The sequence below is a fragment of the Pseudomonas sp. CFBP 8770 genome (assembly GCF_014841705.1).
GTDB lineage: Bacteria > Pseudomonadota > Gammaproteobacteria > Pseudomonadales > Pseudomonadaceae > Aquipseudomonas.
Map to the genome: position 1 here is coordinate 185,030 of NZ_JACYUL010000003.1, position 25,772 is coordinate 210,801.

General features: G+C 63.7%; 30 protein-coding genes. 12 read left to right on the forward strand and 18 right to left on the reverse strand.

Annotated features, from left to right (window positions below):
* Nucleotides 1-4: 4 nt before the first annotated feature.
* On the forward strand, nt 5-349 hold the full coding sequence (locus IFT98_RS08135) for a multidrug transporter (protein ID WP_122714497.1): 345 nt from the start codon (nt 5-7) through the stop codon (nt 347-349).
* A 34-nt stretch (nt 350-383) separates the two neighbouring features.
* Here the strand turns inward: IFT98_RS08135 and IFT98_RS08140 are convergent, their stop codons facing one another.
* Both IFT98_RS08140 and coaD read right to left on the reverse strand, forming a co-directional pair.
* On the reverse strand, nt 384-635 hold the full coding sequence (locus tag IFT98_RS08140) for a YfhL family 4Fe-4S dicluster ferredoxin (protein WP_043191560.1): 252 nt from the start codon (nt 633-635) through the stop codon (nt 384-386).
* Between the two features lie 101 nt (nt 636-736).
* The gene (coaD, locus tag IFT98_RS08145) at nt 737-1,219 is read right to left on the reverse strand and encodes a pantetheine-phosphate adenylyltransferase (RefSeq protein WP_122480527.1); all 483 of its coding nucleotides are present in this window, start codon (nt 1,217-1,219) and stop codon (nt 737-739) included.
* Nucleotides 1,220-1,488: 269 nt separating this feature from the next.
* Here coaD and IFT98_RS08150 point away from each other — a divergent pair, with 269 nt between their 5' ends.
* Complete coding sequence (locus IFT98_RS08150; protein ID WP_192048014.1) at nt 1,489-2,343, forward strand: sulfurtransferase; 855 nt, start codon at nt 1,489-1,491, stop codon at nt 2,341-2,343.
* Here IFT98_RS08150 and IFT98_RS08155 read toward each other — a convergent pair.
* Genes IFT98_RS08155 through IFT98_RS08170 form a run of 4 tightly spaced genes read right to left on the reverse strand, consistent with a single transcriptional unit; the run spans nt 2,306 to nt 6,772 of the window.
* On the reverse strand, nt 2,306-3,337 hold the full coding sequence (locus IFT98_RS08155; protein ID WP_192048015.1) for a hydrolase: 1,032 nt from the start codon (nt 3,335-3,337) through the stop codon (nt 2,306-2,308). The two genes, IFT98_RS08150 and IFT98_RS08155, sit on opposite strands and share 38 nt — an antisense overlap.
* A 24-nt stretch (nt 3,338-3,361) precedes the next feature.
* Nucleotides 3,362-3,949 carry a 16S rRNA (guanine(966)-N(2))-methyltransferase RsmD gene (rsmD, locus tag IFT98_RS08160; protein WP_122795923.1) on the reverse strand — a complete coding sequence of 196 codons (588 nt, stop codon included), beginning with the start codon at nt 3,947-3,949 and terminating at the stop codon, nt 3,362-3,364.
* Nucleotides 3,949-5,424: a M16 family metallopeptidase gene (locus IFT98_RS08165; protein ID WP_192048016.1), complete on the reverse strand. Its 1,476-nt coding sequence runs from the start codon at nt 5,422-5,424 to the stop codon at nt 3,949-3,951. The genes rsmD and IFT98_RS08165 overlap by 1 nt, the downstream gene beginning before the upstream one ends.
* Nucleotides 5,417-6,772, reverse strand: a complete 1,356-nt coding sequence (locus tag IFT98_RS08170; RefSeq protein WP_122795925.1) for a M16 family metallopeptidase — start codon at nt 6,770-6,772, stop codon at nt 5,417-5,419. Before IFT98_RS08170 ends, IFT98_RS08165 begins: the two co-directional genes overlap by 8 nt.
* 233 nt (nt 6,773-7,005) lie before the next feature.
* Between IFT98_RS08170 and ftsY the strand changes: the two genes are divergently transcribed.
* From ftsY to rpoH, 4 genes are all read left to right on the forward strand, one after another.
* Entirely contained in the window at nt 7,006-8,475 is a 1,470-nt protein-coding gene (gene ftsY / locus IFT98_RS08175) for a signal recognition particle-docking protein FtsY (RefSeq protein WP_192048017.1), read from the forward strand.
* A complete protein-coding gene (ftsE, locus tag IFT98_RS08180) occupies nt 8,472-9,143 on the forward strand; it encodes a cell division ATP-binding protein FtsE (RefSeq protein WP_122480520.1) in 672 nt (223 codons plus the stop codon). Before ftsY ends, ftsE begins: the two co-directional genes overlap by 4 nt.
* A complete protein-coding gene (gene ftsX, locus IFT98_RS08185; protein WP_192048018.1) occupies nt 9,140-10,171 on the forward strand; it encodes a permease-like cell division protein FtsX in 1,032 nt (343 codons plus the stop codon). Before ftsE ends, ftsX begins: the two co-directional genes overlap by 4 nt.
* 154 nt (nt 10,172-10,325) lie before the next feature.
* The gene (rpoH, locus tag IFT98_RS08190) at nt 10,326-11,180 is read left to right on the forward strand and encodes an RNA polymerase sigma factor RpoH (protein ID WP_043191535.1); all 855 of its coding nucleotides are present in this window, start codon (nt 10,326-10,328) and stop codon (nt 11,178-11,180) included.
* 104 nt (nt 11,181-11,284) lie between these two features.
* Here rpoH and mtgA read toward each other — a convergent pair whose 3' ends face one another.
* Nucleotides 11,285-12,007, reverse strand: coding sequence for a monofunctional biosynthetic peptidoglycan transglycosylase (gene mtgA, locus IFT98_RS08195; RefSeq protein WP_192048254.1), 723 nt, complete (start codon nt 12,005-12,007; stop codon nt 11,285-11,287).
* A gap of 79 nt (nt 12,008-12,086) precedes the next feature.
* Between mtgA and IFT98_RS08200 the strand changes: the two genes are divergently transcribed.
* From IFT98_RS08200 to trmB, 4 genes are all read left to right on the forward strand, one after another.
* Entirely contained in the window at nt 12,087-12,458 is a 372-nt protein-coding gene (locus tag IFT98_RS08200; protein WP_122480518.1) for a DUF423 domain-containing protein, read from the forward strand.
* 70 nt (nt 12,459-12,528) lie between these two features.
* The gene (gene thiS / locus IFT98_RS08205; protein ID WP_342030363.1) at nt 12,529-12,744 is read left to right on the forward strand and encodes a sulfur carrier protein ThiS; all 216 of its coding nucleotides are present in this window, start codon (nt 12,529-12,531) and stop codon (nt 12,742-12,744) included.
* A 54-nt stretch (nt 12,745-12,798) separates the two neighbouring features.
* Nucleotides 12,799-13,593 (forward strand): thiazole synthase, encoded by a 795-nt coding sequence (locus tag IFT98_RS08210; RefSeq protein ID WP_122480517.1) that lies wholly within the window; start codon nt 12,799-12,801, stop codon nt 13,591-13,593.
* Nucleotides 13,594-13,602: 9 nt separating this feature from the next.
* Nucleotides 13,603-14,325, forward strand: a complete 723-nt coding sequence (gene trmB / locus IFT98_RS08215; protein ID WP_192048019.1) for a tRNA (guanosine(46)-N7)-methyltransferase TrmB — start codon at nt 13,603-13,605, stop codon at nt 14,323-14,325.
* 103 nt (nt 14,326-14,428) lie between these two features.
* Here the strand turns inward: trmB and IFT98_RS08220 are convergent, their stop codons facing one another.
* The 8 genes from IFT98_RS08220 to IFT98_RS08255 form a co-directional block, all read right to left on the reverse strand.
* A complete protein-coding gene (locus IFT98_RS08220) occupies nt 14,429-14,752 on the reverse strand; it encodes a DUF3392 domain-containing protein (protein ID WP_122480515.1) in 324 nt (107 codons plus the stop codon).
* A gap of 11 nt (nt 14,753-14,763) precedes the next feature.
* Entirely contained in the window at nt 14,764-15,951 is a 1,188-nt protein-coding gene (gene hemW, locus IFT98_RS08225; protein WP_192048020.1) for a radical SAM family heme chaperone HemW, read from the reverse strand.
* The gene (gene rdgB / locus IFT98_RS08230; protein WP_192048021.1) at nt 15,948-16,544 is read right to left on the reverse strand and encodes an RdgB/HAM1 family non-canonical purine NTP pyrophosphatase; all 597 of its coding nucleotides are present in this window, start codon (nt 16,542-16,544) and stop codon (nt 15,948-15,950) included. Before rdgB ends, hemW begins: the two co-directional genes overlap by 4 nt.
* Before the next feature lie 161 nt (nt 16,545-16,705).
* Nucleotides 16,706-17,326 carry a methionine biosynthesis protein MetW gene (gene metW / locus IFT98_RS08235; protein WP_122795929.1) on the reverse strand — a complete coding sequence of 207 codons (621 nt, stop codon included), beginning with the start codon at nt 17,324-17,326 and terminating at the stop codon, nt 16,706-16,708.
* Between the two features lie 7 nt (nt 17,327-17,333).
* Complete coding sequence (metX, locus tag IFT98_RS08240) at nt 17,334-18,473, reverse strand: homoserine O-succinyltransferase MetX (protein ID WP_122795930.1); 1,140 nt, start codon at nt 18,471-18,473, stop codon at nt 17,334-17,336.
* Between the two features lie 152 nt (nt 18,474-18,625).
* Nucleotides 18,626-19,216, reverse strand: coding sequence for a YggT family protein (locus IFT98_RS08245; RefSeq protein ID WP_122801366.1), 591 nt, complete (start codon nt 19,214-19,216; stop codon nt 18,626-18,628).
* Between the two features lie 9 nt (nt 19,217-19,225).
* The gene (proC, locus tag IFT98_RS08250; RefSeq protein WP_192048022.1) at nt 19,226-20,047 is read right to left on the reverse strand and encodes a pyrroline-5-carboxylate reductase; all 822 of its coding nucleotides are present in this window, start codon (nt 20,045-20,047) and stop codon (nt 19,226-19,228) included.
* Entirely contained in the window at nt 20,044-20,784 is a 741-nt protein-coding gene (locus IFT98_RS08255; protein ID WP_192048023.1) for a YggS family pyridoxal phosphate-dependent enzyme, read from the reverse strand. The genes proC and IFT98_RS08255 overlap by 4 nt, the downstream gene beginning before the upstream one ends.
* A gap of 66 nt (nt 20,785-20,850) precedes the next feature.
* Here IFT98_RS08255 and IFT98_RS08260 point away from each other — a divergent pair, with 66 nt between their 5' ends.
* Nucleotides 20,851-21,885 (forward strand): type IV pilus twitching motility protein PilT, encoded by a 1,035-nt coding sequence (locus tag IFT98_RS08260; RefSeq protein ID WP_122480509.1) that lies wholly within the window; start codon nt 20,851-20,853, stop codon nt 21,883-21,885.
* Between the two features lie 203 nt (nt 21,886-22,088).
* Here IFT98_RS08260 and IFT98_RS08265 read toward each other — a convergent pair whose 3' ends face one another.
* On the reverse strand, nt 22,089-22,724 hold the full coding sequence (locus tag IFT98_RS08265) for a C40 family peptidase (protein WP_192048024.1): 636 nt from the start codon (nt 22,722-22,724) through the stop codon (nt 22,089-22,091).
* A 249-nt stretch (nt 22,725-22,973) separates the two neighbouring features.
* Between IFT98_RS08265 and IFT98_RS08270 the strand changes: the two genes are divergently transcribed.
* Nucleotides 22,974-23,381, forward strand: a complete 408-nt coding sequence (locus tag IFT98_RS08270; protein WP_192048025.1) for an NINE protein — start codon at nt 22,974-22,976, stop codon at nt 23,379-23,381.
* A 109-nt stretch (nt 23,382-23,490) separates the two neighbouring features.
* Here IFT98_RS08270 and IFT98_RS08275 read toward each other — a convergent pair whose 3' ends face one another.
* Complete coding sequence (locus IFT98_RS08275) at nt 23,491-24,762, reverse strand: dihydroorotase (protein WP_192048026.1); 1,272 nt, start codon at nt 24,760-24,762, stop codon at nt 23,491-23,493.
* Nucleotides 24,759-25,763 carry an aspartate carbamoyltransferase catalytic subunit gene (locus tag IFT98_RS08280; RefSeq protein ID WP_122714512.1) on the reverse strand — a complete coding sequence of 335 codons (1,005 nt, stop codon included), beginning with the start codon at nt 25,761-25,763 and terminating at the stop codon, nt 24,759-24,761. The genes IFT98_RS08275 and IFT98_RS08280 overlap by 4 nt, the downstream gene beginning before the upstream one ends.
* Nucleotides 25,764-25,772 lie beyond the last annotated feature (9 nt).

A 25,772-nucleotide genomic window follows, 5' to 3' on the forward strand; every position in this document is an offset into this window, starting at 1 on the left:
TGCCATGAACCTGTTTCGAACCCTGTCGCTGGCGCTGATCGTCAGTTTCGGCCTGCACGTCGTGCCGGCCACTGCCGCTGACTCGAGCATGAGCACGAGCAGCGGTGACCCGACCTACCAGATCCAGAATCCGCCGGCCTATGCCATGATCGGCGATCTGCTGATCGCGCGGCCGTTGCTGGTGGCCGCCACCATCGTCGGCGCGGGGCTGTTCGTGATCGCATTGCCGTTCACCGCCGCCGGCGGCAACGTCGGGGCCAGTGGCAAGGCCTTGGTGGTCGATCCGGGCCGGGCCGCTTTCGTGCGTTGCCTGGGCTGTACGCAGAGCGGCTACGGCAACCGCGACTGAGCCTGCCGCTGGCGCAGCTGCCAGCGCGCTGGAATCAATGCTTGCCGGTGATCTGCTTGTACTTGGCCATCAGCTGTTCCTGGGATTCAGGATGCGCTTCGTCCAGCGGTATGCAATCCACTGGGCAGACCTGCTGGCATTGTGGTTCGTCGTAATGGCCTACGCACTGGGTACACAGGTTGGGATCGATCACGTAGATCTCTTCCCCCTGGGAAATGGCAGCGTTCGGGCACTCGGGTTCGCAGACGTCGCAATTGATGCAATCGTCGGTGATGATAAGGGACATGAAGACTCCGGCCCGAGACAACGGCCCAGGCATGTGAAAACCAATGGCCGCAATTGTGCCGCATTAGCGCCCGCAGTGCACGCGGGCGCAACCTTTGCCGGCTACTTGTTGCTGAAGCGCAGGGTGAGCGCCTCGGCCACGGCCGGGTGGACGAACTTGGTGATGTCTCCACCCAGGGCCGCGATTTCCCGCACCAGCGTCGACGAAATGAAGGAATAGCGCTCCGAAGGGGTGAGGAACAGGCTTTCTACGTCCGGAGCCAGTTGCCGGTTCATGTTGGCCAGCTGGAACTCGTATTCGAAATCGGACACCGCCCGCAGGCCGCGCAGCAGCACGTTGGCGTTCTGTTCCTTGGCAAAGTGCGCGAGCAGGGTCGAGAAGCCCACGACCTCGACGTTCGGCAGGTGCCGCGTCACTTCGCGGGCCAACTCCACCCGTTGCTCGAGGGCGAACAGGGGGTTTTTCTTGGGGCTCGCGGCGACCGCGATGATCACGTGATCGAACAGGCGCGAGGCGCGTTCGACCAGATCACCGTGACCCTTGGTGATCGGGTCGAAGGTACCTGGGTACAACACTCGGTTCATCACGGCGTCCTGGCGGGAATCGGTTGGGGAGTGCGATGGTATCGCAGCCGGAGAGGTGGGCCAAGCCTGCATCCATGGCGCAATGCAAGCAGGATCGCCTGTGGCACGCTGTCGCGGTAGCTGGCCGTCCATTGTAGGATGGCCGATAGCCGCGGCGAGCCGCGTGACGTGGCGTGCCGACTGCTACAGTGATTCATGCCGCGATGGATTCTGCCCGAGCTTTTCCAGCTGCGCGCGGATCTGTCATTCCTCAACTGCCGGAGCCCTCCATGCCCATCGCGCAACTGATCAGCCCACAAGCGCTCGCCGAACATGTCGACTCCCCTGGGTGGGTCCTGCTGGACTGCCGCTACAGCCTGGAAGACGTCGACTACGGCCAGCGCAGCTATGCCGAAGGCCACATTGCCGGTGCCCATTTCGCCGACCTGGGTCGCGACCTCAGTGCGTCTGTGATCAAGGGCGTGACCGGGCGTCATCCGCTGCCCGAGCCTGGGCAATTGCAAGAGCGGTTGCAACGTTGGGGTATCGGGGCAGACAGCCAGGTCGTTCTCTATGACGATGGCCCGGGCGCCTACGCGGCACGTGCATGGTGGCTGCTGGCTTGGCTGGGCAAGCGCGACGGAGTGTTTCTTCTCGACGGCGGCCTGGCAGCCTGGCACGCCGCGGGGCTTCCCTTGAGCCTGGATGCGGCGTCCACGGAGCCTGGCGATTTTGTCGGTAACCCGGATCACGAACGTGTGCTCGATGCGGCACACGTGCAGGCGCGCCTGGACGACCCGCAGCTGACGCTGCTCGATGCCCGGGCGCTGCCCAGGTTTCTGGGCGAGGTCGAACCCATCGACCCTGTCGCTGGGCACATTCCCGGCGCACAGTGCGCAGCCTTCACCGAGAACCTGGGGCCTGATGGGCGCTTCCTGCCGGTGCAGCAGCTGCGTGAACGATTCGACGCCCAACTCAAGGGCCGACCTGCGCAACAGGCCGTTGCCTACTGCGGCTCGGGCGTCACCGCCTGCCACAACCTGTTCGCCATGACCCTGGCTGGCTACCCGTTGGCGACGCTGTACGCAGGCTCCTGGAGCGACTGGATCACCGATCCGCAGCGACCTGTGCAGAAGGGGCCATGAACTCGATCCACTGGTTCAGCCACTGCGGTATGCGCCGTTCCAGGTAATAGCCGGGCTGGCGCAGGCTGCCATCGACGAAGCCGACGTGCCCGCCTCGCGCATGCAGCTCGAACTCGATGCAGGGCGACATTTCTTCGGCGGTGGGCAGGCTGTGGGGAAACACGAACGGATCGTCCTTGGCCTGGATGATCAGCGTGGGTTTCGCGACGCCGCCCAGATAGTAGCGACTCGACGAGCGGCGATAGTAGTCCTGGGCATCCTTGAAGCCGTGCAGCGGGGCCGTGACCTGGCCGTCGAAATCCCAGAAGGTCCTGATGCCCTGCAGCGAGCCCAGCGCTTCGATCGCCGCCAGCCCCTCGTGCTGTCCGTCGTGCTGGAAGCGAGTGCGCTTGTCGGTCAGGTAGCCGAGCATGGCGCGCATGAAATGCGCCTGGTAGACCCTGGAAAAGCCCTGGGTCATGCGGTCGGCACACTGGTCCAGGCGAAACGGCACCGATACCGCCACCGCGGCCTGCAATGGGCTGGCCGCTCCGCTTTCACCCAGATGCTTGAGCAGGATGTTGCCGCCCAGTGAATAACCCACGGCGTAAAGCGGCGCCTGGGGGCGCTGCTTACCCAGGTGTTCGAGCACGTGCAGCAAGTCTTCGCTGGCGCCGGAGTGGTAGCTGCGCGCCAACAGGTTGGGCTCGCCGGAGCAGCCGCGCCAGTTGACGGCCACGCTGGCGCAACCGTGCTGCCCCAACTGGCGTTGCAGGCCGGCGACGTAGGGCGAATTGGATGATCCGGTCAGGCCGTGCAATACCAGCACCAATGGCGCATGGGGGGCGTGTGGGCCGTGCCAGTCGAGGTCGACGAAATCGCCATCCTCCAGCCACAGCCGTTCGCGCTCCCGCGCCAGCGCCGGTTGCTTGCGCCACAGGGGGCCCCACAGCGTCTGTATATGCGGGTTGCCCAGCCCAAGGGCCGGACGGAAGTAAGGATGTGCTGCGTTCAACGTGACTGCCCCGGCAAGCCTGTGTCAGCCGCGCTGCCACAGGGAGTAGTAAACCTGTCCGGCTTTCTTCTCGCGGTGAAGGCGCCATGTTGCCGGCAGCTGCAGCGCCGAGGGCGGTGCTTCGCTTTCCGTGTAGATCCAGGCACGCTCGGCCAGCCAGCCTTTTTCTTCAAGCAGCGTGCAGGTGGCCGGCAGCAGGTTCTGGTGGAAAGGGGGGTCGAGGAACACCAGGTCGAATGCGCTTGGCGTCTGGGTTTCCAGGTACTTGAGCGCATCGCTTTGCAGCAGTTGGCCCACAGCACACCCGAGCAGGTCGAGATTGTGCCGAAGGCTGGAAATGGCACTGGCATTGGCATCCAGCGCCAGTGCCATGCCGGCGCCGCGCGACAGCGCTTCGAGGTACAGGGCGCCGCTGCCGGTGAAGGCGTCCAGCACCTTTGCACCTTCGATGTGCGCGGCCAGCCAGTTGAACAGCGTTTCACGCACCCGATCAGGGGTGGGGCGCAAGCCAGGCGCTTCCGGGAAGCTCAGCTTGCGGCTGCGCCACTGGCCGCCAATGATGCGCAGGTGGCCTTGGCCGCCATGGGGTTGCTTGATTTTGACGCTGGCCATCAGTGCTCCGGTACGCCGAGCGGTTGCTCGTTGGGTGTGTCCGTGGGGGCCGGCAACGGTTGCTGCGCAACCTTGGGGCCAGCCGTGACGATCACCAGTTTATCGGCATCCAGATGTTTGTTCATCGCAGCTTTTACCTGCTCAACGGTCAGTGCCTGGGACTGCTGCAGGAAGTCTTCCATCCAGGTCAGCGGCATGTCGTAGAAACCGGTGGCGCCCAGTTGCGCGACGATGCTCGCGTTGCTGGCATTGGACAGCGGGAAGCTGCCAGCCTGCTCGCGCTTGGCGTTGTCCAGTTCTTCCTGAGTGGGACCGGTCTTGAGGTAATCGCGCAGGATGTCCTGCACCAGCTTCAGGGTACCGTCGCCGAGCTCGGCACGGGTCTGCAGGTTGATCAGGAACGGACCGCGCACCTGCATCGGCGTGAAGCCCGAGTACACCCCATAGGTCAGCCCGCGTTTTTCCCGCACCTCGCTCATCAGGCGGGTACCGAAGGAACCGCCGCCCAGGATCTGGTTGCCCATGGACAGCGCGGCGAAATCCGGGTCCTTGCGGTCGATGCCCAGCTGCGCGATGAACATCTGCGTCTGCTTGGACGGGAAGTCGATATGGGTCACACCGGCTGCGGGCGCGGCTGGTTGCGCCGGCTTGGCCAGCGCAGGGCCCTTGGGCAGGGCGCTGGATACCTGTGCGGCGATCTGCTCGGCTTCGCCGCGCGACAGATCGCCGACGATGGCGATGACCGCGTTGCCTGCAGCATAGGCACGCTTATGAAACGCCCGCAGCTGCTCGATGCTCAGGCCCGGCAGGCTCTTGGCGTCGCCTTCGCTGGGGTGCGCATACGGATGGTTGCCATACAGCTGCGTGAACAGCTCGTTGCTGGCCAGCTTGGCAGGGTTCTGCTTCTGGAACTCGAAGCTGGCGAGCAGTTGGTTCTTGATGCGTACCAGGGCGTCTGCCGGAAAGGTCGGTTTGCCGACGACATCGGCGAACAGCTTGAGCGCAGGGGTGCGCTTGTCGGTATCGCTGAGGCTGCGCAGCGACGCCACGGCCATGTCGCGATAGGCGCCGTTGGAAAAGTCCGCGCCCAGGCCTTCGAAGCCTTGGGCGATGGCGCTGACGTCCTTGCCGGCCACGCCTTCGTTGAGCATGGCATTGGTCAGCAGGGCGATGCCGGGATGGTTTTGATCCTGGCTGCTGCCGGCGGCGAAGGTAAGCCGCAGATCGAACATCGGCAGCTCGTGGGCCTCGACGAACAGGACCTTGGCGCCTTCGGTGGTTTTCCAGCTCTGGATGTCGAGGCGGCGATGGCTGGGTGCGGTGTTGCCCAGTTCGCTCACCGATTGCAGGCCGCGCGCGGGTTGGCCAGCGCCGGTGGCGTCCGCAGCCTGGACTGCGAAGGTGGCCAGGCAACCGGCAAGCACCAGAAAAGTCGAGCCAACCAGGAAACGACGGGGGGTGGTGGGCTCACTCATGAGCGGCTTCCTCTGGCAGAACGTGGGCGATACTCAAGCGATCGCGGGTGAAATAGGTGCGTGCGGCGTTCTGGATGTCCTGCGGCGTCACGCTCTTGAGGTCTTCGAGCTCGCTGTCCATGAGTTTCCACGACAGCCCCACGGTTTCGAGCATGCCGATGGTGGTGGCCTGGCTGCTGATGGAGTCGCGGCTGTAGACCAGGTCGGCGATGACCTGGGCGCGCACACGCTCCAGTTCGTCGGCCGAGGGTGGCGTGGTCTTGAGTTCGTCGAGCAGCTTCCAGAGGCCTTTCTCGACATCGGCGAGGGTCTTTTTCTTCTGCGCATTCGGCGTCGCGGAAATGAAGAACAGGCTGTCGCCGCGGGTGAAGGCGTCGTACCGGGCACCACCGCTGGAGATCAGTTCCTGGCCGCGTTCCAGGCGCGTGGCCATCCGCGCGCTGTAGCCGCCGTCGAGGAGGGCGGAAATCAGCCGCAGGGCCTGGACGTCGCGCGGCTTGTCGGCAGTGGCCAGGGCTGGGACGTTGAAGCCGTAGAGCAGGCTCGGCAGTTGGGTGCGTACATGCAATGTCGCCAGGCGTTGACCGGGGCTGGCCAATTCCAGCGGGATCTTCGCCGGCGGAGTGGGACGCCGGGCAATATTGCCGAAGAAGCGTTGGGCCAGGGCCTTGACCTCGTCCGGGTTGACGTCGCCCACCACCACCAGGGTGGCGTTGTTGGGCACGTACCAGGCCTGGTACCAATGGCGCAGCTCTTCGACCTTCATGCGTTCCAGGTCAGCCATCCAGCCGATGGTAGGCGTGTGGTAGCCACTGGCCGGGAAAGCCATGGCCTTGAAGATCTCGTACGCCTTGGCACTGGGCTTGTCGTCGGTGCGCAGGCGGCGTTCTTCCTTGATGACTTCGATTTCCCGGGCGAATTCTTCGGCGGGCAGGCTGAGGCTGGCCATGCGGTCGGCTTCGAGGTCGAACGCCACGGCCAGGCGGTCCTTGGCCAGCACTTCGTAGTAGGCGGTGTAGTCGTCGCTGGTGAAGGCGTTTTCTTCGGCGCCGAGGTCGCGCAGGATGCGCGAGCCTTCGCCGGGGCCCAGTTTGTCGGTGCCTTTGAACATCATGTGTTCAAGGGCGTGGGACAGGCCGGTCTGGCCGGGGGTTTCGTAGCTGGAGCCGACCTTGTACCAGATCTGGGAAACCACCACCGGGGCGCGGTGATCCTCGCGCACGACGACCTTGAGGCCGTTGTCCAGGGTGAATTCGTGCGTGGGCTGTGTATCGGCGGCAAAAGCTGCCAAAGGCAGGCTGAGCGTGCAGAGCAGCAGGCCTGCGGCGCGGCGGGCGAGGACATTCATGGGATTCAGAACCTTGAGAGCTGCCCGCGTGGTCTTAGCGTCTACGGGCGAGGAGGTGCTAGGATACTGATCCGGTCCGCTGGGGGCCATGCCTGGATGGCATGAACCTGCCCGGGCAACTCGACAAAATGTTGCGCGTGAACGAGCCGGCGTAAAAGCAGTCTGTGTTGCGTCTTCGAATTTTTTTCCGACTCGCCGCCTGGCGCGTCGCTACCTTGAGATAGCCGTCTTCCATGTTTGGTTCCAACGACGACAAAAAGACCCCGGCCCCGGCCGGTGAAAAGAAAGGCCTGTTCGGATGGCTGCGCAAGAAGCCGCAGACACCTGTCGCCGAGCAGCCGCCAACCCCTGCCGCCCAGAATTTGCCCGCAGAAGCCGACGCCGCTGCCGAGGCGATCCCGCAGGCTTCCGTCGAAGCCGCAGTCGCGCTCGCACCGGAGCCGGTTCTGGCGCCGCAGGTCGAACCCGCTGCCGCACCTGCCGAACAGCCTGCCCCGCACGGCCTGGTGCTCCCGGTGCCCGAGGAGCCCGTGGCGCTGGTCGAGGACGATGCCCCGCAAACGCCGCCGGTCATCGCTCCGCGGCCGGAAGTGCCGGCCCCGGTGGCCGTCGAGCCTGCTCCTGCCCCTGTTTCGCCGCCAGCTCCTGCGGTGCCCAGCGCGCCAGCCCCGGTACCTTCGCCAGTGCCAGTGCCCGCGGCAACCGTAGTTCCGCCCCGTGTCGAAGCGCCAACGCCTGTCATTGCTGCCGCGCAACCTCCAGGGCAGACCAAGACCGGCTTCTTCGCCCGCCTCAAGCAGGGCCTGGCCAAGACCAGCGCGAGCCTTGGCGAAGGCATGGCCAGCCTGTTTCTGGGCAACAAGATCATTGATGACGACCTGCTCGAAGAACTGGAAACCCGCCTGCTGACCGCCGACGTCGGCGTCGAGGCCACGGCGGTGATCATCCAGAGCCTGACCCGCAGGGTCGCGCGCAAGGAGCTGACCGACGCCGCCGCCTTGTACAAGGCTTTGCAAAGCGAGCTGACCGCCCTGCTGCGGCCGGTCGAGCAGCCATTGGTGATCAAGGCCGAGCACCAGCCATTCGTGATTCTGGTGGTGGGCGTCAACGGCGCCGGCAAGACCACCACCATCGGCAAGCTGGCCAAGAAGCTGCAGCTCGAAGGCAAGAAGGTCATGCTGGCGGCGGGTGACACGTTCCGTGCCGCAGCTGTCGAGCAGTTGCAGGTGTGGGGCGAGCGCAACAACATCCCGGTCATCGCCCAGCACACCGGTGCCGATTCCGCTTCGGTCATCTTCGATGCCGTGCAGGCCGCCAAGTCGCGCGGCATCGATGTGTTGATCGCCGACACTGCCGGGCGTCTGCACACCAAGGACAACCTGATGGAAGAGCTGAAGAAGGTCCGTCGGGTGATGGGCAAGCTCGACGAGCAGGCACCGCATGAAGTGCTGCTGGTGCTCGACGCCGGTACCGGGCAGAACGCGATCAACCAGGCCAAGCAGTTCAACCAGACCGTGGCCCTGACCGGCCTAGCCCTGACCAAGCTCGACGGCACCGCCAAGGGCGGAGTGATCTTCGCGCTGGCCAAGCAGTTCGGCCTGCCCATCCGCTACATCGGCGTGGGCGAGGGCATCGACGACCTGCGTACCTTCGAGGCAGAACCCTTCGTCCAGGCATTGTTCGCCGAGCGGGAGCCTTCATGATTCGATTCGAACAGGTTGCCAAGCGCTACCCCAACGGCCATGTCGGTCTGCATGAACTGAGCTTCCGGGTGCGGCGTGGCGAATTCCTGTTCGTTACCGGTCATTCGGGCGCGGGCAAAAGTACCTTGCTGCGCCTGTTGCTGGCCATGGAACGACCCACCAGCGGCAAGCTGCTGCTGGCCGGCCAGGATCTGGGGCAGATCACCAATGCGCAGATCCCGTTCCTGCGCCGCCAGATCGGTGTGGTATTCCAGAATCACCAGCTGTTATTTGACCGTACGGTGTTCAACAACATCGCCTTGCCGCTGCAGATTCTCGGCTTGAGCAAGCCGGAAATCGCCAAGAAGGTCGATTCGGCGCTCGAGCGCGTGGCATTGGCGGACAAGGCCGACCTGTACCCCGGCGACTTGTCGACGGGCCAGCAACAGCGCGTGGGCATTGCCCGGGCCATCGTCCATCAGCCAGCCTTGCTGCTCGCCGATGAACCCACCGGCAACCTCGATCCGCGTCTGGCGGCCGAGATCATGGGGGTCTTCGAAGACATCAACCGGCTAGGCACCAGCGTGCTGATTGCCAGCCACGATCTGGCGCTGATCGCGCGCATGCGTCATCGCATGTTGACGCTGCAGCGCGGACGCCTGATCGGTGACGGAGAGGCAGGACAATGAGTGCGACACGCAGCCCCAAGGTCGCGGACCGGGTAGCGCCCAAAGGCGGCGAACCAACACCGCAGAAGCCGAAGAAACGCCAGCGTGACGAAGACGACGGGCCGCCGTTCAGCAGCTTGCTGCGCGCCTGGGTCGAAAGCCATCGCGCCAGTTGGGTCGACAGCCTTCGCCGTCTGGGCAAGCAGCCGATCGGCAGCTTCTTTACCTGCCTGGTCATGGCCGTGGCCTTGAGTTTGCCCATGGGCCTGTCTTTGCTGCTCAAGAACGTCGAGCGACTGGGCGGTTCGTGGCAGCGCGCGGCGCAAATCTCCTTGTATCTGGAACTCGATGCCGGCGAGCGCGAGGGCCAGGCCCTGGTGACGCAGATCAAGGGGCTGTCGGGCGTGGCGCAGGCCGAGTTCATCAGTCGCGAGCAGGCGCTGGGTGAGTTTCAGCAGCAGTCCGGGCTGGGCGAGGCGCTCAAGGAACTGCCCGAGAACCCACTGCCCGGCGTAGTGGTGGTCACCCCGCTGGAAATCGACAAGGCCGGCCTGGAAACCCTGCGCCAGCAACTCGCCGAACTGCCCAAGGTGCAGCAGGCGCAACTGGACCTGGTGTGGGTGGAGCGGCTGGCGGCGATCCTCAAGCTGGGCGACCGGTTCGTGTTCGGCCTGACCCTGCTGCTGGTTTCGGCGTTGCTGCTGGTGATCGGCAACACCATTCGTCTGCACATCGAGAACCGACGCATCGAAATCGAGGTCATCAAATTGGTAGGGGGCACGGACAGCTACGTGCGTCGACCTTTCCTGTACATGGGTGCGCTGTACGGCTTTGGCGCGGGCATTTTTGCCTGGGGTATCCTGGCGTTCGGCCTGGATTGGCTCAATGATGCGGTCACCGGGCTTTCCGGCTTGTACGGCAGTGACTTCGCCTTGGGTGGGGTTCCCGTCGCCGACGGTTTGTCGCTCTTGCTAGGCGCGGTATTGTTAGGGTATATCGGTGCGTGGATTGCGGTCTGGCGGCACCTGCGCGAACTGGCGCCGCGTTAGCCTGCAACAGATATGTGTGCTGTGTGAACGTGTATTCAAGTTAATTTTATTGTCATTGGCCGTTAAAGCGTCATAGGGAACTTGTCTACTGGTTTCCGGTCAATTTTTCGCAGTGCCCACGGGCACGAGTCATGTGAGTCGGAGGTTTTTTCGTATGACCACTTCTTTGCAACCTGCTTATGCGCTGGTGCCGGGTGCAAACCTGGAAGCCTATGTGCACACGGTGAACAGCATTCCCTTGCTGACACCCGAGCAGGAGCGTGAACTGGCCGAGAGTCTCTACTATGAGCAGGATCTTGGAGCGGCTCGGCAGATGGTGCTCGCTCACCTGCGTTTCGTCGTGCACATTGCGCGCAGCTATTCGGGCTACGGCCTGGCTCAAGCCGACCTTATCCAGGAAGGCAACGTTGGCCTGATGAAGGCCGTGAAGCGTTTCAACCCGGAAATGGGTGTGCGCCTGGTGTCGTTCGCCGTGCACTGGATCAAGGCTGAAATCCACGAGTTCATCCTGCGCAACTGGCGCATCGTCAAGGTGGCGACCACCAAGGCGCAGCGCAAGCTGTTCTTCAATCTGCGCAGCCAGAAAAAGCGTCTGGCCTGGCTGAACAACGAGGAAGTGCACCGCGTGGCCGAAAGCCTCGGTGTGGAGCCGCGTGAAGTCCGCGAGATGGAAAGCCGTCTGACCGGCCATGACATGGCCTTTGATCCGGCTGCCGAAGCAGACGACGACAGTGCGTTCCAGTCCCCGGCCAACTACTTGGAAGACCATCGCTACGACCCGGCGCGCCAACTGGAAGACGCCGATTGGAGCGACAATTCCAACACCAACCTGCACGAAGCCCTGCAGGTGCTGGACGATCGCAGCCGTGACATCCTCTACCAGCGCTGGCTGGCCGAGGAAAAGGCGACGCTGCACGAGCTGGCCGAGAAGTACAACGTGTCGGCCGAGCGCATTCGCCAGCTGGAGAAGAGTGCGATGAACAAGCTGAAGGTTTCGATCGCGGCTTGATGTGATGTGTTGAATTGAAAAGCCCCGACTGATTCGGGGCTTTTTGTTGCCTGGCAGGAAGTCTTTGCGGGAGAGGGCTTGCCGTACTCCCACACAGACGTGGCCTAATCCGCCCAGGGCGCCGGGCGCGGCATGTTCAGGCGCAGAAGATAGTCATGGCCGCCCAGCTGGCCCATCTGCTGGCGGATCCAACCCGCGCGGCGAGCCACGTAAGGGCTGGGCCGGCTGGCACTCCAGTTGCGTGGGTTGGGCAGTACGGCGGCCAGCAGGCTGGCTTGCTGCCGGGACAGTTGAGCCGCGCCAACGCCAAAATGGTGCCGCGCGGCCGCCTCGGCGCCGAACACGCCGTCATCCCATTCCGCACTGTTGAGGTAGACCTCGAGGATGCGCTGCTTGGACCAGAAGATCTCGATCAGGCCGGTGAACCACGCCTCCAGGCCTTTGCGCAACCAGCTGCGGCCCGACCATAGAAAGACGTTCTTCGCCACCTGCTGGCTCAGAGTGCTGGCACCGCGCAGCGAGCCACCTTCTTCGTTGTGCGCAAACGCCGCACGGATGGCGGCGATGTCGAAACCCCAATGCTCGGCGAAACGTTGATCTTCACCAGCGATCACCGCCACCTTGAGATCGTCGGCGATGTTCGCCCAGGATTGCCAATCGCGTTGCAGGTCGATCGGCTGGCCGTCGATCAGGGATTCGATCTTGCGTTCGGCCATGAGCATGGTGCCCGGCGGTGGGATGAAGCGAAAGATCACCACCACGGCCACGCTTGCGGCGACGAACCAGAGCAGGGTCTTGCACAGACGGCGGAAGAAGAATTGCAGCATGAAGGGCTTGGCCTGGCCGGGTGAGCGGGCCATTATACAGACCCTGCGGTGCAACACGGCTTTATGAGGACACACCTGGATGCTGCGTACGTTCATGATGCTGGCTGCGTTCTTCGGCTTTACCGGTGTGGCGCTCGGTGCCTTCGCCGCCCACGGTTTGAAGAACCGCCTGAGCGCCGAGTACCTGGCCATTTTCCAGACCGGCGTCAGCTACCAACTTATCCACACATTGGCGTTGTTCGGGGTCGCGCTGCTCAGCGTCCATGTGCCAGGGCGCCTGGTGGGCTGGGCGGGCGCGCTGTTCTGTCTGGGTATCGTGTTGTTCTCGGGCAGCCTGTATCTGTTGACCCTGACCGGCGTCAGCAAGCTGGGTATCGTGACCCCGTTCGGCGGCCTGGCATTGCTCGCCGGTTGGCTGTGCCTGGGTATGGTCGCCTGGCGCCTGGGCTGATCGCGCGGGTGGTCGGCTTGGCCTTGGGAATCCTCGGCGATCGGGCTAGAATGGCGACCCCCAAAAAATGATGGCTGCCGACCGCATGCGCATTCAATTGAACGGCGACCCTTTCGAACTTCCCGACGGCGAAACCGTTGCCGGGCTGCTGGTCCGTCTCGAGTTGGTCGGCCGTCGCGTGGCCGTCGAGCTGAATCAGGACATCGTCCCGCGCAGCCAGCACGGCGACACCGTACTGGGCGAGGGTGACCAGATCGAAGTGGTTCACGCCATCGGCGGCGGCTGATCGAGTCGCCGGCACCTTCCACGTTCGTATCTTTACCTCAGCAGAGGAATTCCGATGAGCAATGCTCGCATTGACAAGCCATTCACCCTGGCCGGTCGCACCTTCGAGTCGCGCCTTCTGGTCGGCACCGGCAAGTACCGCGACCTCGAGCAGACGCGCCTGGCCATCGAGGCTTCGGGCGCCCAGATCGTCACGGTCGCCGTGCGCCGTACCAATATCGGCCAGAACCCCGGCGAGCCGAACCTGCTCGACGTGCTGCCGCCGGACCGCTACACCATTCTGCCCAACACCGCCGGTTGCTACGACGCCGTGGAAGCGGTGCGCACCTGCCGCCTGGCCCGCGAGCTGCTCGATGGCCACAACCTGGTCAAGCTGGAAGTGCTGGCCGACCAGAAGACCCTGTTCCCCAATGTGATCGAAACCCTCAAGGCCGCCGAAGTACTGGTCAAGGACGGTTTCGACGTGATGGTCTACACCAGCGACGATCCGATCATCGCTCGCCAGTTGGCCGAGATCGGCTGCATCGCGGTCATGCCACTGGCTGGCTTGATCGGCACCGGCCTGGGTATCTGCAACCCGTACAACCTGCAGATCATTCTGGAAGAAGCCAAGGTCCCGGTGCTGGTCGATGCCGGCGTGGGTACCGCGTCCGATGCGACCATTGCCATGGAGCTGGGCTGTGAAGCGGTGCTGATGAACTCGGCCATCGCCCACGCGCAGGATCCGATCATGATGGGCGCGGCCATGAAGCACGCAATCATTGCCGGGCGCATGGCCTATCTGGCCGGGCGCATGCCGAAAAAACTCTATGCCAGCGCCTCTTCGCCGCTGGATGGCCTGATCAAGTAAGAGCCCCCGATGACTGACTCGCAAGAAACGCCAACGTCCAACGAAGGCGAACCGCGCCAGCACCGCGCTATCAAGAGCTTCGTGATGCGCGCCGGGCGCATGACCGAAGGCCAGCAGCGTGGCCTGGACCAGGGCAAGCCGCTGTTCGTGCTGCCACTGACCGATGCGCCGGCCGATTTTGACCAGGTGTTCGGTCGCAGTGCGCCGCGCACTCTGGAAATCGGCTTCGGCATGGGCCATTCGCTGCTCGAAATGGCAGCGGCCTCGCCGGAACTCGATTTCATCGGTGTTGAAGTACACCGGCCTGGCGTTGGCGCACTGCTCAACGGCGTCCTGACCCAGGGTTTGAAAAACCTGCGGGTCTACGACTGCGATGCCATCGAAGTGCTCAAGCAGTGCGTTGCCGACAACAGCCTGGATCGCCTGCTGCTGTTTTTCCCGGACCCTTGGCACAAGGCGCGCCACCACAAGCGGCGCATCGTCCAGCCGGCGTTCGCCGAACTGGTGCGCAGCAAGCTGAAAGTCGGTGGTGTGCTGCACATGGCGACCGATTGGGAACCCTATGCCGAGTACATGCTGGAAGTCATGAATGTCGCGCCCGGTTACCGCAACCAGGCGGCCGATGGCGGTTGCGTACCGCGTCCGGCCGAGCGGCCGGTGACCAAATTCGAACGCCGCGGCGAGCGGCTCGGGCATGGAGTGTGGGACTTGAAGTTCGAGAAGGTTGATTGAAGAGGGTGTAGAAGTCTTCGCAGCCAATGGCTGTTCCTACAGGTCTACGCGTGGCCTCGTAGGAGCGGTCAGTGGCCGCGATGAGTCCGTCAGTGCTCACGCATCACTTGCGATCAGCGACAATCCCAAGCAGCACAAGCACCACCAACAGCACCGGCGCCAGGCTGTAGTTGTTGAACTGGCTCAACCCCTTCAGCACCCAGGGCGTGGCATAGATCAAGGCCGCGCCACTGCCGATCACGCACATCAAGGCGATCAGGGGCACCCGCAGCATGCCTGAGAGCGAGCCCAGGCGGCCTTCGGCCCACGCCTTCACATCGGCGCCGAACAGCACCAGCACACAGCCCACCAAGGCCAGGGAGATCTCCGAAAGGTTGCCTCGGCCCCAGCGAGACACGGTGGCGAGCAGATCGAGCACGAAATCCATCAGGACAATCCTTATACCAGGAAGTATTGCAGCAGGTCGTTGAGGAACAACTGCCCTCGGGCAGTGGCGACCAGACGCGTCGGTTCGACCTGTAAAAGGCCCTTTTGTTCGGCGCTGGCGCGTGCCGTCGCCAGTGACTGCAGGGACAGGCCGGTGCGTTGCGCGAACAGAGTGGCATCGACGCCCTGGGTAAGGCGCAATGCATTCATCAGGAACTCGAAGGGCAACTCGTCTGCGGCCAGGCCCTTCTCGCCGGCCTTGAATGGCTTAGCGGGGTTCAGGTAATCCTTGGGCAGGCGGGTCTTCCAGGTACGCACGATGCGTCCATCAGGGTGGCTCAGCTTGCCATGGGCACCGGCGCCGATGCCGATGAAGTCGCCGAAGCTCCAGTAGTTGAGGTTGTGCCGCGCTGCCTTGCCTGGCCTGGCATAGGCCGACACTTCGTACTGGCCGAAGCCATGCTCGGCCAGCAGGGCCTGACCGGCCTCCTGGATGTCCCAGAGAATATCGTCCTCGGGCAGCACGGGTGGCTGGTTCCAGAACACCGTGTTGGGTTCCAGGGTCAGCTGGTACCAGGACAGGTGCGTGGGCGCCAGGGCAATGGCCTGGCGCAGATCGTCCAGTGCCTCTTCCAGGGACTGATCGGGCAGGCCGTGCATCAGGTCCAGGTTGAAGTTGTCGAAACCGGCGCGGCGCGCCATTTCGGCAGCGCGCAAGGCTTCGTCACCGGTGTGGATGCGGCCCAGCGCCTCGAGCTTCTGCGGCTGGAAGCTCTGGATGCCGATGGACAGGCGATTGATCCCCAGTTTGCGATAGGCGACGAACTTGTCCTGTTCGAAGGTACCGGGGTTGGCCTCCAGGGTGATCTCGATGTCGGGCGCGAAGGCGATGCGTTGCTCGACGCCGGCCAGCAGTCGGCCCAGGGCAGCCGCGCTGAACAGGCTGGGGGTGCCACCGCCGAAGAAGATCGAGCTCAGCGGGCGTCCGTAGACAGCGGGCAAGTCCTGGTCCAGGTCGGCCAGCAGCGCATCGACGTATTCTTCTTCAGGCAGAACCGGGCTGGCGGTGTGGGAATTGAAGTCGCAGTACGGGCATTTGCGCACGCACCAGGGGATGTGGATGTACAGCGCCAGGGGTGGCAATTGCGCCAGCGCCTGGTCGGGACGCGGTACCGGCGGATAAAGCAGTTGGTCGTTCATGCAAGGCTCAGGCGTTGGCGCAGCAAGGCCATGGCACGGGCGCGGTGGCTCAGTTGGTTCTTTTGCGTAGGGTCGAGTTCGGCGCTTGAACAGTTGCGCTCGGGCACCCAGAACAACGGGTCGTAGCCGAATCCGTGGGCACCGCTGGCGGCGTGCAGGATGCGGCCGTGCCACAGCCCTTCGCAGAGGATCGGCAGCGGGTCGTCGGCGTGCCGCACCAGGGCCAGGACGCAGACGAACTGCGCGCCGCGCTGCTCGTCGGGAACGCCCTGCAAGGCGTCGAGCAGCTTGGCATTGTTGGCGGCATCGCCCTGGCCATCGGCATAGCGTGCCGAATAGATGCCCGGTGCACCGCCAAGAAAGTCCACGGCCAGGCCGGAGTCGTCGGCCAATGCCGGCAGGCCGGACAGGCGTGCGGCGTTGCGTGCCTTGAGGATGGCGTTCTCGACGAACGACAGCCCGGTTTCCTCGGGCTCGACCTGGCTGAATTCGCCGACCGAACGAAGTTGCACCGCACCGCCGAGCATGGCCTGCAGTTCCTTGAGCTTGCCGGCGTTATGGCTGGCGAGGACGAGTTGGGTGAAGGTGGTCATGGTTGTGAATATATCTCGAAGGTTTCAAAGCGCCAGTTTAGGCGGAGTGCCTGACGTATCCAGTCGTCTGTTTCGCGGCCGCTGATCGCTCCCACAGGTGTCGAAGAGCCAATGGGCTGGCAGATCCTCTGTGGGAGCTGTCTGTGGTCGCGAATAGAGACCTACACCGCCACCCGATGCTCGCGCAGCCCGGGGCTGCTGACCCGGTAGATGCCGATCTCGCCCAGAAGGTTGGGCCAGATCTTGCTCGCCCACCCGTGCCTGTGCTGTTGATCCACCGCCAGGCGGTTGAGCACCTGCGCGCGGCGCTCGCTGCACAGGGCCTCGAAGTCGGCAAAGGTGCAGAAGTGGATGTTCGGCGTGTTGTACCAGGTATAGGGCAGGAACTCGGACACTGGCATGTGGCCCTTGCTGGCCAGGTACCAACGACAGCGCCAGTGGCCGAAATTGGGAAAGGTGATGATGCACTGGCGACCGACCCGCAGCATTTCGTCAAGAATTCGGTCCGGGTATTCCACGGCCTGCAGCGCCTGGGTCATGACCACGATGTCGAAACTGTTGCTGGCGAAGTTGCCCAGGCCTTTGTCGAGGTCCTGCTCGATGACGTTGATGCCCTTGCGCACGCATTCGGTGATGTTGTCGGCATCGATTTCCAGGCCGTAGCCGGTGACCTGCTTGTGGTCGCGCAGCCAGGCGAGCAACTCGCCATTGCCGCAGCCCAGGTCGAGCACGCGGCTGCCGGCGGGAATCCAGTCCTGGATGATTTCTAGGTCAGCTCTCATGGATGCCTCACAGTGCAATGCGGTTCATGTAGCTGCTGAACGCCTGCAGATACCGTGGAATGGGGATCAGGAAAGCGTCATGCCCCTGCGGTGCATCGATTTCCAGGTAGCAGACGTCTTTCTTCGCCGCCATCAGCGCATCCACCAGCTCGCGCGAGCGCGCTGGCGAGAACCGCCAGTCGGTGGTGAACGACATCACGCAGAACTTGGCCTGCACATGGGCGAACGTGGCGGCCAGATCATCGTCGTGAGCTGCGGCCGGGTCGAAGTAGTCCAGCGCTTTGGTCATCAGCAGGTAGGTGTTGGCGTCGAAGCGACCGGAGAATTCCTCGCCTTGATAACGCAGGTAGCTTTCCACCTGGAATTCCACGCTGTGGAAATCGTAGTTGAGCTTTTCGCTCTTCAGGCCGCGGCCGAATTTCTCGCCCATCGAGTCATCCGACAGGTACGTGATGTGCCCGACCATGCGCGCAAGCATCAGGCCGCGTTTGGGAATCACCCCGCGGGCCTGGAAATCACCGCCATGGAACTCGGGATCGGACAGGATGGCCTGACGCGCCACCTCATTGAAGGCGATGTTCTGTGCGCTGAGCTTGGGCGCCGAAGCGATTGCCAGGCAGTGGCGGACGCGCTCGGGGTAGGTGATGGTCCACTGCAATGCCTGCATGCCGCCCAGGCTGCCTCCAACCACCGCCGCCCACTGGGTGATTCCCAGGGCGTCCGCCAGGCAGGCCTGGCTGTGCACCCAGTCTTCGACGGTCAGCACCGGGAAATCGGCGCCGAACGGCTTGCCGGTGTCGGGATCGATGCTGCTGGGCCCGGTGGAACCGTTGCAGCCGCCCAGATTGTTCAGGCTGACCACGAAGAAGCGGTTGGTATCGATGGGCTTGCCGGGACCGATGCAGCTGTCCCACCAACCCGGCTTGCGGTCGTCGGTGGAGTGGTAGCCGGCGGCGTGGTGATGGCCCGACAGGGCGTGGCAGATCAGCACCGCGTTGCTGGCACTGGCGTTGAGCTGGCCGTAGGTCTCGTAGATCAGGTCGTAGGCGGGCAGCGAGCGTCCGCAGGCCAGGGCCAGGGGTTCGCTGAAGTGGGCAATTTGTGGAACGACCAGACCGACGCAATCATCGGGAAAGACAGTGGACATCGACCCTGCTCACGCTTGAATGAGGCGTAAGTCTAAAGAGCGCGGGGCACAGGGGCAAGCAGCGCTTGGTGGGGTTCGTGGCAGGCTGGCAAGGAGCGTTTGCCGCCTGCGTGAAAGCCCGCGAGGGCCTTCACGCAGGCGGCGTACAGCGGTCAGATGAGCAGGCGCAGGATCTGCGGCATGCCGGTGGTCATCGCCAGGTTGTTGATGACCAGCATGTCCAGCAGCTTGAGGACCATGAAGGCCAGGATCGGCGAGATGTCCAGGCCGCCCAGGTTGGGCAGGATACGCCGAAACGGCGCCAGCGCCGGCTCGCAGATCTGGTTGACCAGCTCGGCACCCGGGTTGTGGCTCTGCGGTGCGACCCAGGAGAGGATCACGCTGATGATCATGGCGAAGAAGAAGATCTTCAGGAACAGCGCCGTCACCCCGATGATCGACCACACCAGCAGCTGCAAGGGGTTGCCGGTGGTGCCGTAGGCGAGCAGCAAGGTCAGCGCCATGATGATCATCTGGATGACGATGGCCAGCAGCAGCGAGGACATGTCCAGGCCGAACAGGCTGGGGATGATCCGCCGCACCGGCTTGAGCAGCGGCTGCGTGGCGCGCACGATGAACTGGCACAGCGGATTGTAGAAGTCGGCACGCACCAGCTGCAGCACGAAACGCAGCAGCATGATCAGCAGATACAGGCTGCCCAGGGTTTGCACGACATAGATTGCCGCGGTATTGAGACCGTACATGAAAGCTCCTTATTGACCCAGCTGTTCGGCCAGTTCGGCCGAACGCCGGGCGGCGGCGTTCAGGGCGTTCTGCACCAGGGTTTCGAACCCTTCGGACTGGAATGACTTGATGGCCGCCTCGGTGGTACCGGCGGGTGAAGTGACGCGACGACGCAGTTCGGCAGCGTCGACGTCGCTGGCCACGGCCATGTGCGCGGCGCCCAGAGCGGTCTGCAGGGTCAACCGGGCAGCCGTCTCGTGCGGCAGTCCGAGTTTTTCCCCGGCGGCGGTCATGGCCTCGATCAGCAGAAAGAAGTAGGCCGGGCCGCTGCCGGACACCGCGGTGACCGCATCCAGCTGCTGTTCTTCATCCAGCCACAGGGCCAGGCCCACCGCGCCCAGCAGGTCTTCGGCCTGTTGGCGTTGTTCGGCATTGACGTCGTCGGTGGCGTACAGGCCGCTGGTGCCCTGGCGCAAAAGCGCGGGTGTGTTGGGCATGCAGCGCACGATCGGCTGTTGCTCGCCGAGCCAGGCCTGCAGGCTGGCGCAGTTGATGCCCGCGGCGATCGAAACCACCAGTTGACCGGGTGTCAGGCTCGGTGCCAGCGATTGGCACACGTCCTTCATGCCTTGCGGCTTGACGGCCAGCACCACCACGTCGACCCCTGCGATGGCCTCGGCGTTGTCGGCGAACACCTCGATGCCATGTTCGGCCGCTACCTTGTCACGCTGTTCGGCGCCGCGGTCGCTGGCGCGGATGTGGCTGGCTTCGACACCCTGCGCGCGCAGACCGCCGATCAGGCTGGCGGCCATGTTGCCGGCGCCGATGAAGGCAATACGAGTGTTGCTCATGAAGGATCCTTGCTCAAAGGTGAGGAGGCCACAGCGGTGTGCGCCGGGGAGGTGTCTTGGGCGTAGTTGCGCGCGCCGAACAGCGCCGTGCCGATGCGCACCCATGTGGCGCCCTGGGCGATGGCCGCCTCCAAGTCGTGGCTCATCCCCATGGACAAGGTGTCCAGCGGCATGTGCAGGCCCGTTTGCAGCGCGCGAACACGGGCAAAGGCGGCGTCCTGCGCGGCCGGGTCATCGGTGGGCTCAGGTATGGCCATGAGGCCGCGCAGGCGCAGGTTGGGCAGTACGGCAATGGCGCTGGCCAGGGCAGGTACGTCGTCGGGGGCGCAGCCGGACTTGCTGGCTTCGCCGCTGACATTGACCTGGATGCAGATGTTCAGAGGGGCAAGCGCAGCCGGGCGTTGCTCGCTGAGCCGTTGGGCGATCTTGAGGCGGTCCACGGAATGTACCCAGGCGAAGTGTTCGGCGATTGCGCGCGTCTTGTTCGACTGAATGGGGCCGATGAAGTGCCAGATCAAGGGCAGGTCGGCGAGTTCCTGTTGTTTGCCCAGGGCTTCCTGCAGGTAGTTTTCGCCGAAATCATGGATGCCGGCGGCGAATGCCTCGCGTATGGCGGCGGCAGGCTTGGTCTTGCTGACCGCGAGCAGACCGACTTGGCCGGGCTCGCGTTGCGCCTGTCGGGCAGCGGCTGCGATTCGGGCACTCACTTGCGAAATGTTGTCTGCTATCGTGGACATTGAATTCGTGCCGGCGGGTTTCAGGTCTGCGGCATTCTACCTGCTTGTCTGTATTTGGGGAGTCTCATGGACATTACCGAGCTGTTGGCCTTCAGTGCGAAACAAGGCGCATCCGACCTGCACCTGTCCGCCGGCCTGCCGCCGATGATTCGGGTGGATGGCGACGTGCGCCGTATCAACCTGCCGGCGCTGGACGACAAACAGGTCCAGGCGCTGATCTACGACATCATGAACGACAAGCAGCGCAAGGACTTCGAGGAGTTTCTGGAAACCGACTTTTCCTTCGAAGTGCCCGGTGTGGCGCGCTTTCGGGTCAACGCGTTCAACCAGAACCGCGGTGCCGGTGCAGTGTTTCGAACCATTCCGTCCAAGGTGCTGAGCATGGACGATCTGGGCATGGGAGATGTGTTTCGCAAAATTACCGAAGTGCCGCGCGGGTTGGTGCTGGTCACCGGGCCGACCGGCTCGGGCAAGTCGACCACCCTGGCGGCGATGATCGATTACCTCAACAGCAACAAGCACCATCACATCCTGACCGTGGAAGATCCGATCGAATTCGTCCACGAGTCGAAGAAGTGCCTGGTCAACCAGCGTGAGGTACACCGCGATACCCTGGGCTTCTCCCACGCTCTGCGCTCGGCGTTGCGTGAAGACCCGGACGTGATCCTGGTGGGCGAAATGCGCGACCTGGAAACCATTCGGCTGGCGTTGACGGCGGCCGAGACCGGGCACCTGGTGTTCGGTACGCTGCACACCACGTCGGCGGCGAAGACCATCGACCGGGTGGTCGATGTGTTTCCGGCAGAGGAAAAGTCGATGGTGCGCTCGATGCTGTCCGAATCGCTGCAGGCGGTGATTTCCCAGACCTTGCTGAAGAAGATCGGCGGCGGGCGGGTGGCTGCGCACGAGATCATGATCGGCACCCCGGCGATTCGTAACCTCATCCGGGAAGACAAGGTCGCACAGATGTACTCGTCGATCCAGACAGGCGGGTCGCTGGGTATGCAGACCTTGGACATGTGCCTGAAGAACCTGCTCGCCCAGGGCATCATCAGCCGCGACTCGGCCCGCGAAAAGGCCAAGTCGCCGGATAACTTCTGATCTGCAGTTATTCAGTCACTGCGCGGCGCCCCTTTCGCGGCCACAGACCGCTCCTACAGACGACCGCATGCCTTGCGGGAACGGGGGGGTTGGGCTGATCCGCCGCGGTGACTGGTTCGCGGCCGATGACCGCTCCTACAGAGAATTGCGGCCATCCGTGGGAGCGGTCAGTGGCCGCGAAGGGCGCGCCGCCGAAAGAGGGATCAGCGCTGGACGATACGCAGCGCCGGCTCTTTGGGCAGGACGCGCTTGGCGACGGCGTAGTGAGTGTTCCAATACGGTTTCTTCAAGGTGTCGATAGTCACGGCCTTGCCACGACGCGGGGCGTGGATGAAGCGGTCGTTGCCCAGGTAGATGGCGACGTGATTCACCTTGCGGCTCTTGATGTTGAAAAACACCAGGTCACCCGGCTTGAGGTCCTTGCGTTCAACCTTGACGCCGTGGCCTGCGGCCATGGCGTTGGACGTACGCGGCAGATCAACGGCTTTCACGTCGTTGAAGGCATACTTGACCAGGCCACTGCAGTCGAAACCCTTGCTCGGGCTGCTGCCGCCCCAGCGATAAGGGGTGCCAAGCACGTTGACCGCGCGGCTGAGTACATCGCTGCTCTGCTTGGACGAGGCGTTGCCGACCTTGACCGCGGTAACCTTGGCCAGGGCCTGGTTGTTGCCGGCAGGGCGGGTCACGACGATGCGTGGGGCGCGTTGCGATTGTTCGGTAGCGGACTGGGCGGTGTAGCCATTGAAGCCAGCGGGAAGTCGTTGCTCACGATTGGTGGCGTGGGCGGCCAGGGGCAATAATAGGCAGATGGTCAGCCATGTCTTGAAAAATGGACGCATTCGGCAGGGCTCATGTAGGTAGGCGCGCAACTTTATAACAGCTTTTTGTGTGGTTTTTAATCCGCTGGTCGAGGCTCGAGAGTCGCAAATGGCACCAATCGGGCGCAAAATTGTCCCTTGTGCGGCACACAACTCAGGTGCTGCAAGGGTTCAGCCGATGTCGGTCACAGAAATGCCATACGTCGGGACGGGGCAAAAAAGTCACAAAACCGTTCAGAAAATTTTTATATCAGAGGGCGAACATCAACAATGAACAGCTATCGGATCCACGATACCCACAGCAAAGTCATGGGCTACCTGTTGTGGATTTTGGGCTTTACCGGTGCTCATCGCTTCTACTACGGCAAGCCGGTGACCGGGACGATCTGGTTTTTCACCCTGGGGCTGTTCGGCATTGGCTGGCTTATCGACCTGTTCCTGATTCCGGCCATGGACCGGCATGCCGACATGCGCTTTCACAGCGGCCAGACCAACTACAACGTGGCCTGGGTGCTGCTGACGTTTCTCGGTTTGTTCGGGGTGCACCGCATGTACCAAGGCAAGTGGATCACCGGGGTGATCTACCTGCTGACCGGGGGGTTGTTTCTGGTGGGCGTGCTGTATGACTTCTGGACGCTGAATGATCAGGTGTCGATGAAGAACGCGCAGCGCGGGTAGTTGGGTCAGGCTGCAGCCTCCTGCGCTGTGTCAGGCAGGCCGCAGTGAGGCTTTCGCGGCCGCTGACCGCTCCTACGGGGGTGGTGTCGTCTGTAGGAGCGGTGGCGTATCAGCCAGTGAAGCTGATATGCCCATCCACCAAGGTGTAACGCACGGCGCCCGGCAATGTGTGACCGAGGAACGGGCAGTTGGCGCCCTTTGACAACCAGCGCTCGCCGGCCACCGTCGAGACGCCTTCATCGAACAGCACCAGATCCGCCGCTGCGCCCACCTGCAGGCGGCCTGCCGGCAAGCGCATGGCCTCGGCCGGGCCCTGACTCAGGCGCGCGAGCAAGGTCGGCAGGTCGAGCAAGCCGTCCTGCACCAGGGTCAGAGCCAACGGCAATAGCAGCTCGACACTGCTGATACCCGGCTCGGTCGCACCGAACGGCGCCAGTTTGGCATCACGGTCGTGGGGCTGGTGATGGCTGGCAATGGCCTGCACCACGCCCTTCTTCACCGCTGCACGCAAGCCTTCCCGATCCGCCGCCGAGCGCAGCGGCGGTTGCACGTGATACAGGCTGGAAAACCCGGTCAGCGCTTCATCGGTCAGAATCAACTGGTACAACGCCACGTCCGCCGTGACCGGCAGGCCGCGGCCTTGCGCCTGTTCGATCAGCTCGACGCCGCGGGCCGTGGTCAACTGGCTGAAATGCGCACGCACGCCGCTCTGCTCGACCAGCAGCAGGTCGCGCGCCAGGGCGACGGTTTCCGCAGTGGCTGGAATACCCGCCAGGCCCAGGAAAGCGGCGGTGGGCCCATCGTGGGCGAGCCCGCCGGTGGACAGGTCACGGTCCTGGGAATGAAAGATCACGGTCAGGTCGAACGTGGCGGCATATTCCAGCGCGCGACACAGCGTCCGGTTGTTGCCGAAACTGTTCAGGCCGTTGCCGAAGGCAATGCAGCCAGCATCGCGCAGGGCGATCAGCTCGGCCAGTTGCTCGCCTTCCAGGCCCTTGCTCAACGCGCCAATCGGAAACACCTTGGCATGGCCGGCTTCGCGGGCGCGATCCAGGATCAGCTCGGCCACTGCCGAGGTATCGAGGATCGGCTTGGTCAGCGGCGGGCAGCACAGGCTGGTAACGCCACCCGCAGCAGCGGCACGGGTTTCGCTGGCGATGGTGCCCTTGCGGCTGTAGCCGGGCTCGCGCAGCGACACGCTGAGGTCGACCAGGCCGGGCGCGGCTACCAGGCCGCTGGCGTCCAGGTGTTGGCTGGCGGTGAAGTCGGCGGGCGCATCGCCGATGGCCACGATTCGCCCTTGGCCGATGTGCAGATCGCTGATCCGGTCCAGGCCACTGGCGGGGTCGATCACCCGTGCACCGATAATACTGAGGCTCACTGGACGTTCTCCTGCTCGAATTGGCGTTGGGCCGTCTGCCCGCTCATGGCCATCGACAACACCGCCATGCGGACCGCGATGCCGTAGGTGACCTGGTTGAGAATCACCGAATGGGGTCCGTCGGCGACGGCCGATTCGATCTCGACGCCGCGGTTGATCGGCCCTGGGTGCATGACGATGGCATCGGGCTTGGCGCCAGCCAGGCGCGCGGTGGTCAAACCGTAGAGGCGATAGAACTCGCCTTCGCTGGGCAGCAGGCCGCCGCTCATGCGTTCACGCTGCAGGCGCAGCATGATCACCACATCGACATCTTTGAGGCCTTGCTCCAGGTCGGTGAACACCTTGACGCCATACTGCTCGACGCCGATAGGCAACAGCGTCTTCGGGCCGATCACGCGGATGTCCGGGCAGCCCAGGGTCTTGAGCGCGATCATGTTCGAGCGGGCTACGCGCGAGTGCAGGATGTCGCCGACGATCGCTACCGACAGGTTCTCGAAGCCGCCTTTGTGCCGACGGATCGTGAGCATGTCGAGCATGCCTTGGGTCGGGTGGGCGTGGCGACCGTCGCCGCCGTTGATGATGGCCACTTCCGGGCTGACGTGCTCGGCGATGAAGTGCGCGGCCCCGGAGTCGGCGTGGCGTACGACGAACATGTCGGCGGCCATGGCTTCGAGGTTGCGCAGGGTGTCGAACAGGGTTTCACCCTTGCTGGTCGAGGACGTCGACACGTTCAGGGTGATCACGTCGGCCGACAGGCGCTGGGCGGCCAGTTCGAAGGTGGTGCGAGTGCGCGTGGAGTTCTCGAAGAACACGTTGCACACGGTCTTGCCACGCAGCAGCGGGACTTTCTTGACCGCGCGGGCGCCGACTTCAAGGAACGAGTCGGCGGTATCGAGCACTTCGGTCAGCAGTTCGCGGGACAAGCCGTCGAGGGAAAGAAAATGGCGTAGCTGGCCCTGGTCATTGAGCTGCAGCGGGCGCTTGGCGTCGATAGGCGTCATGGCGGGGGC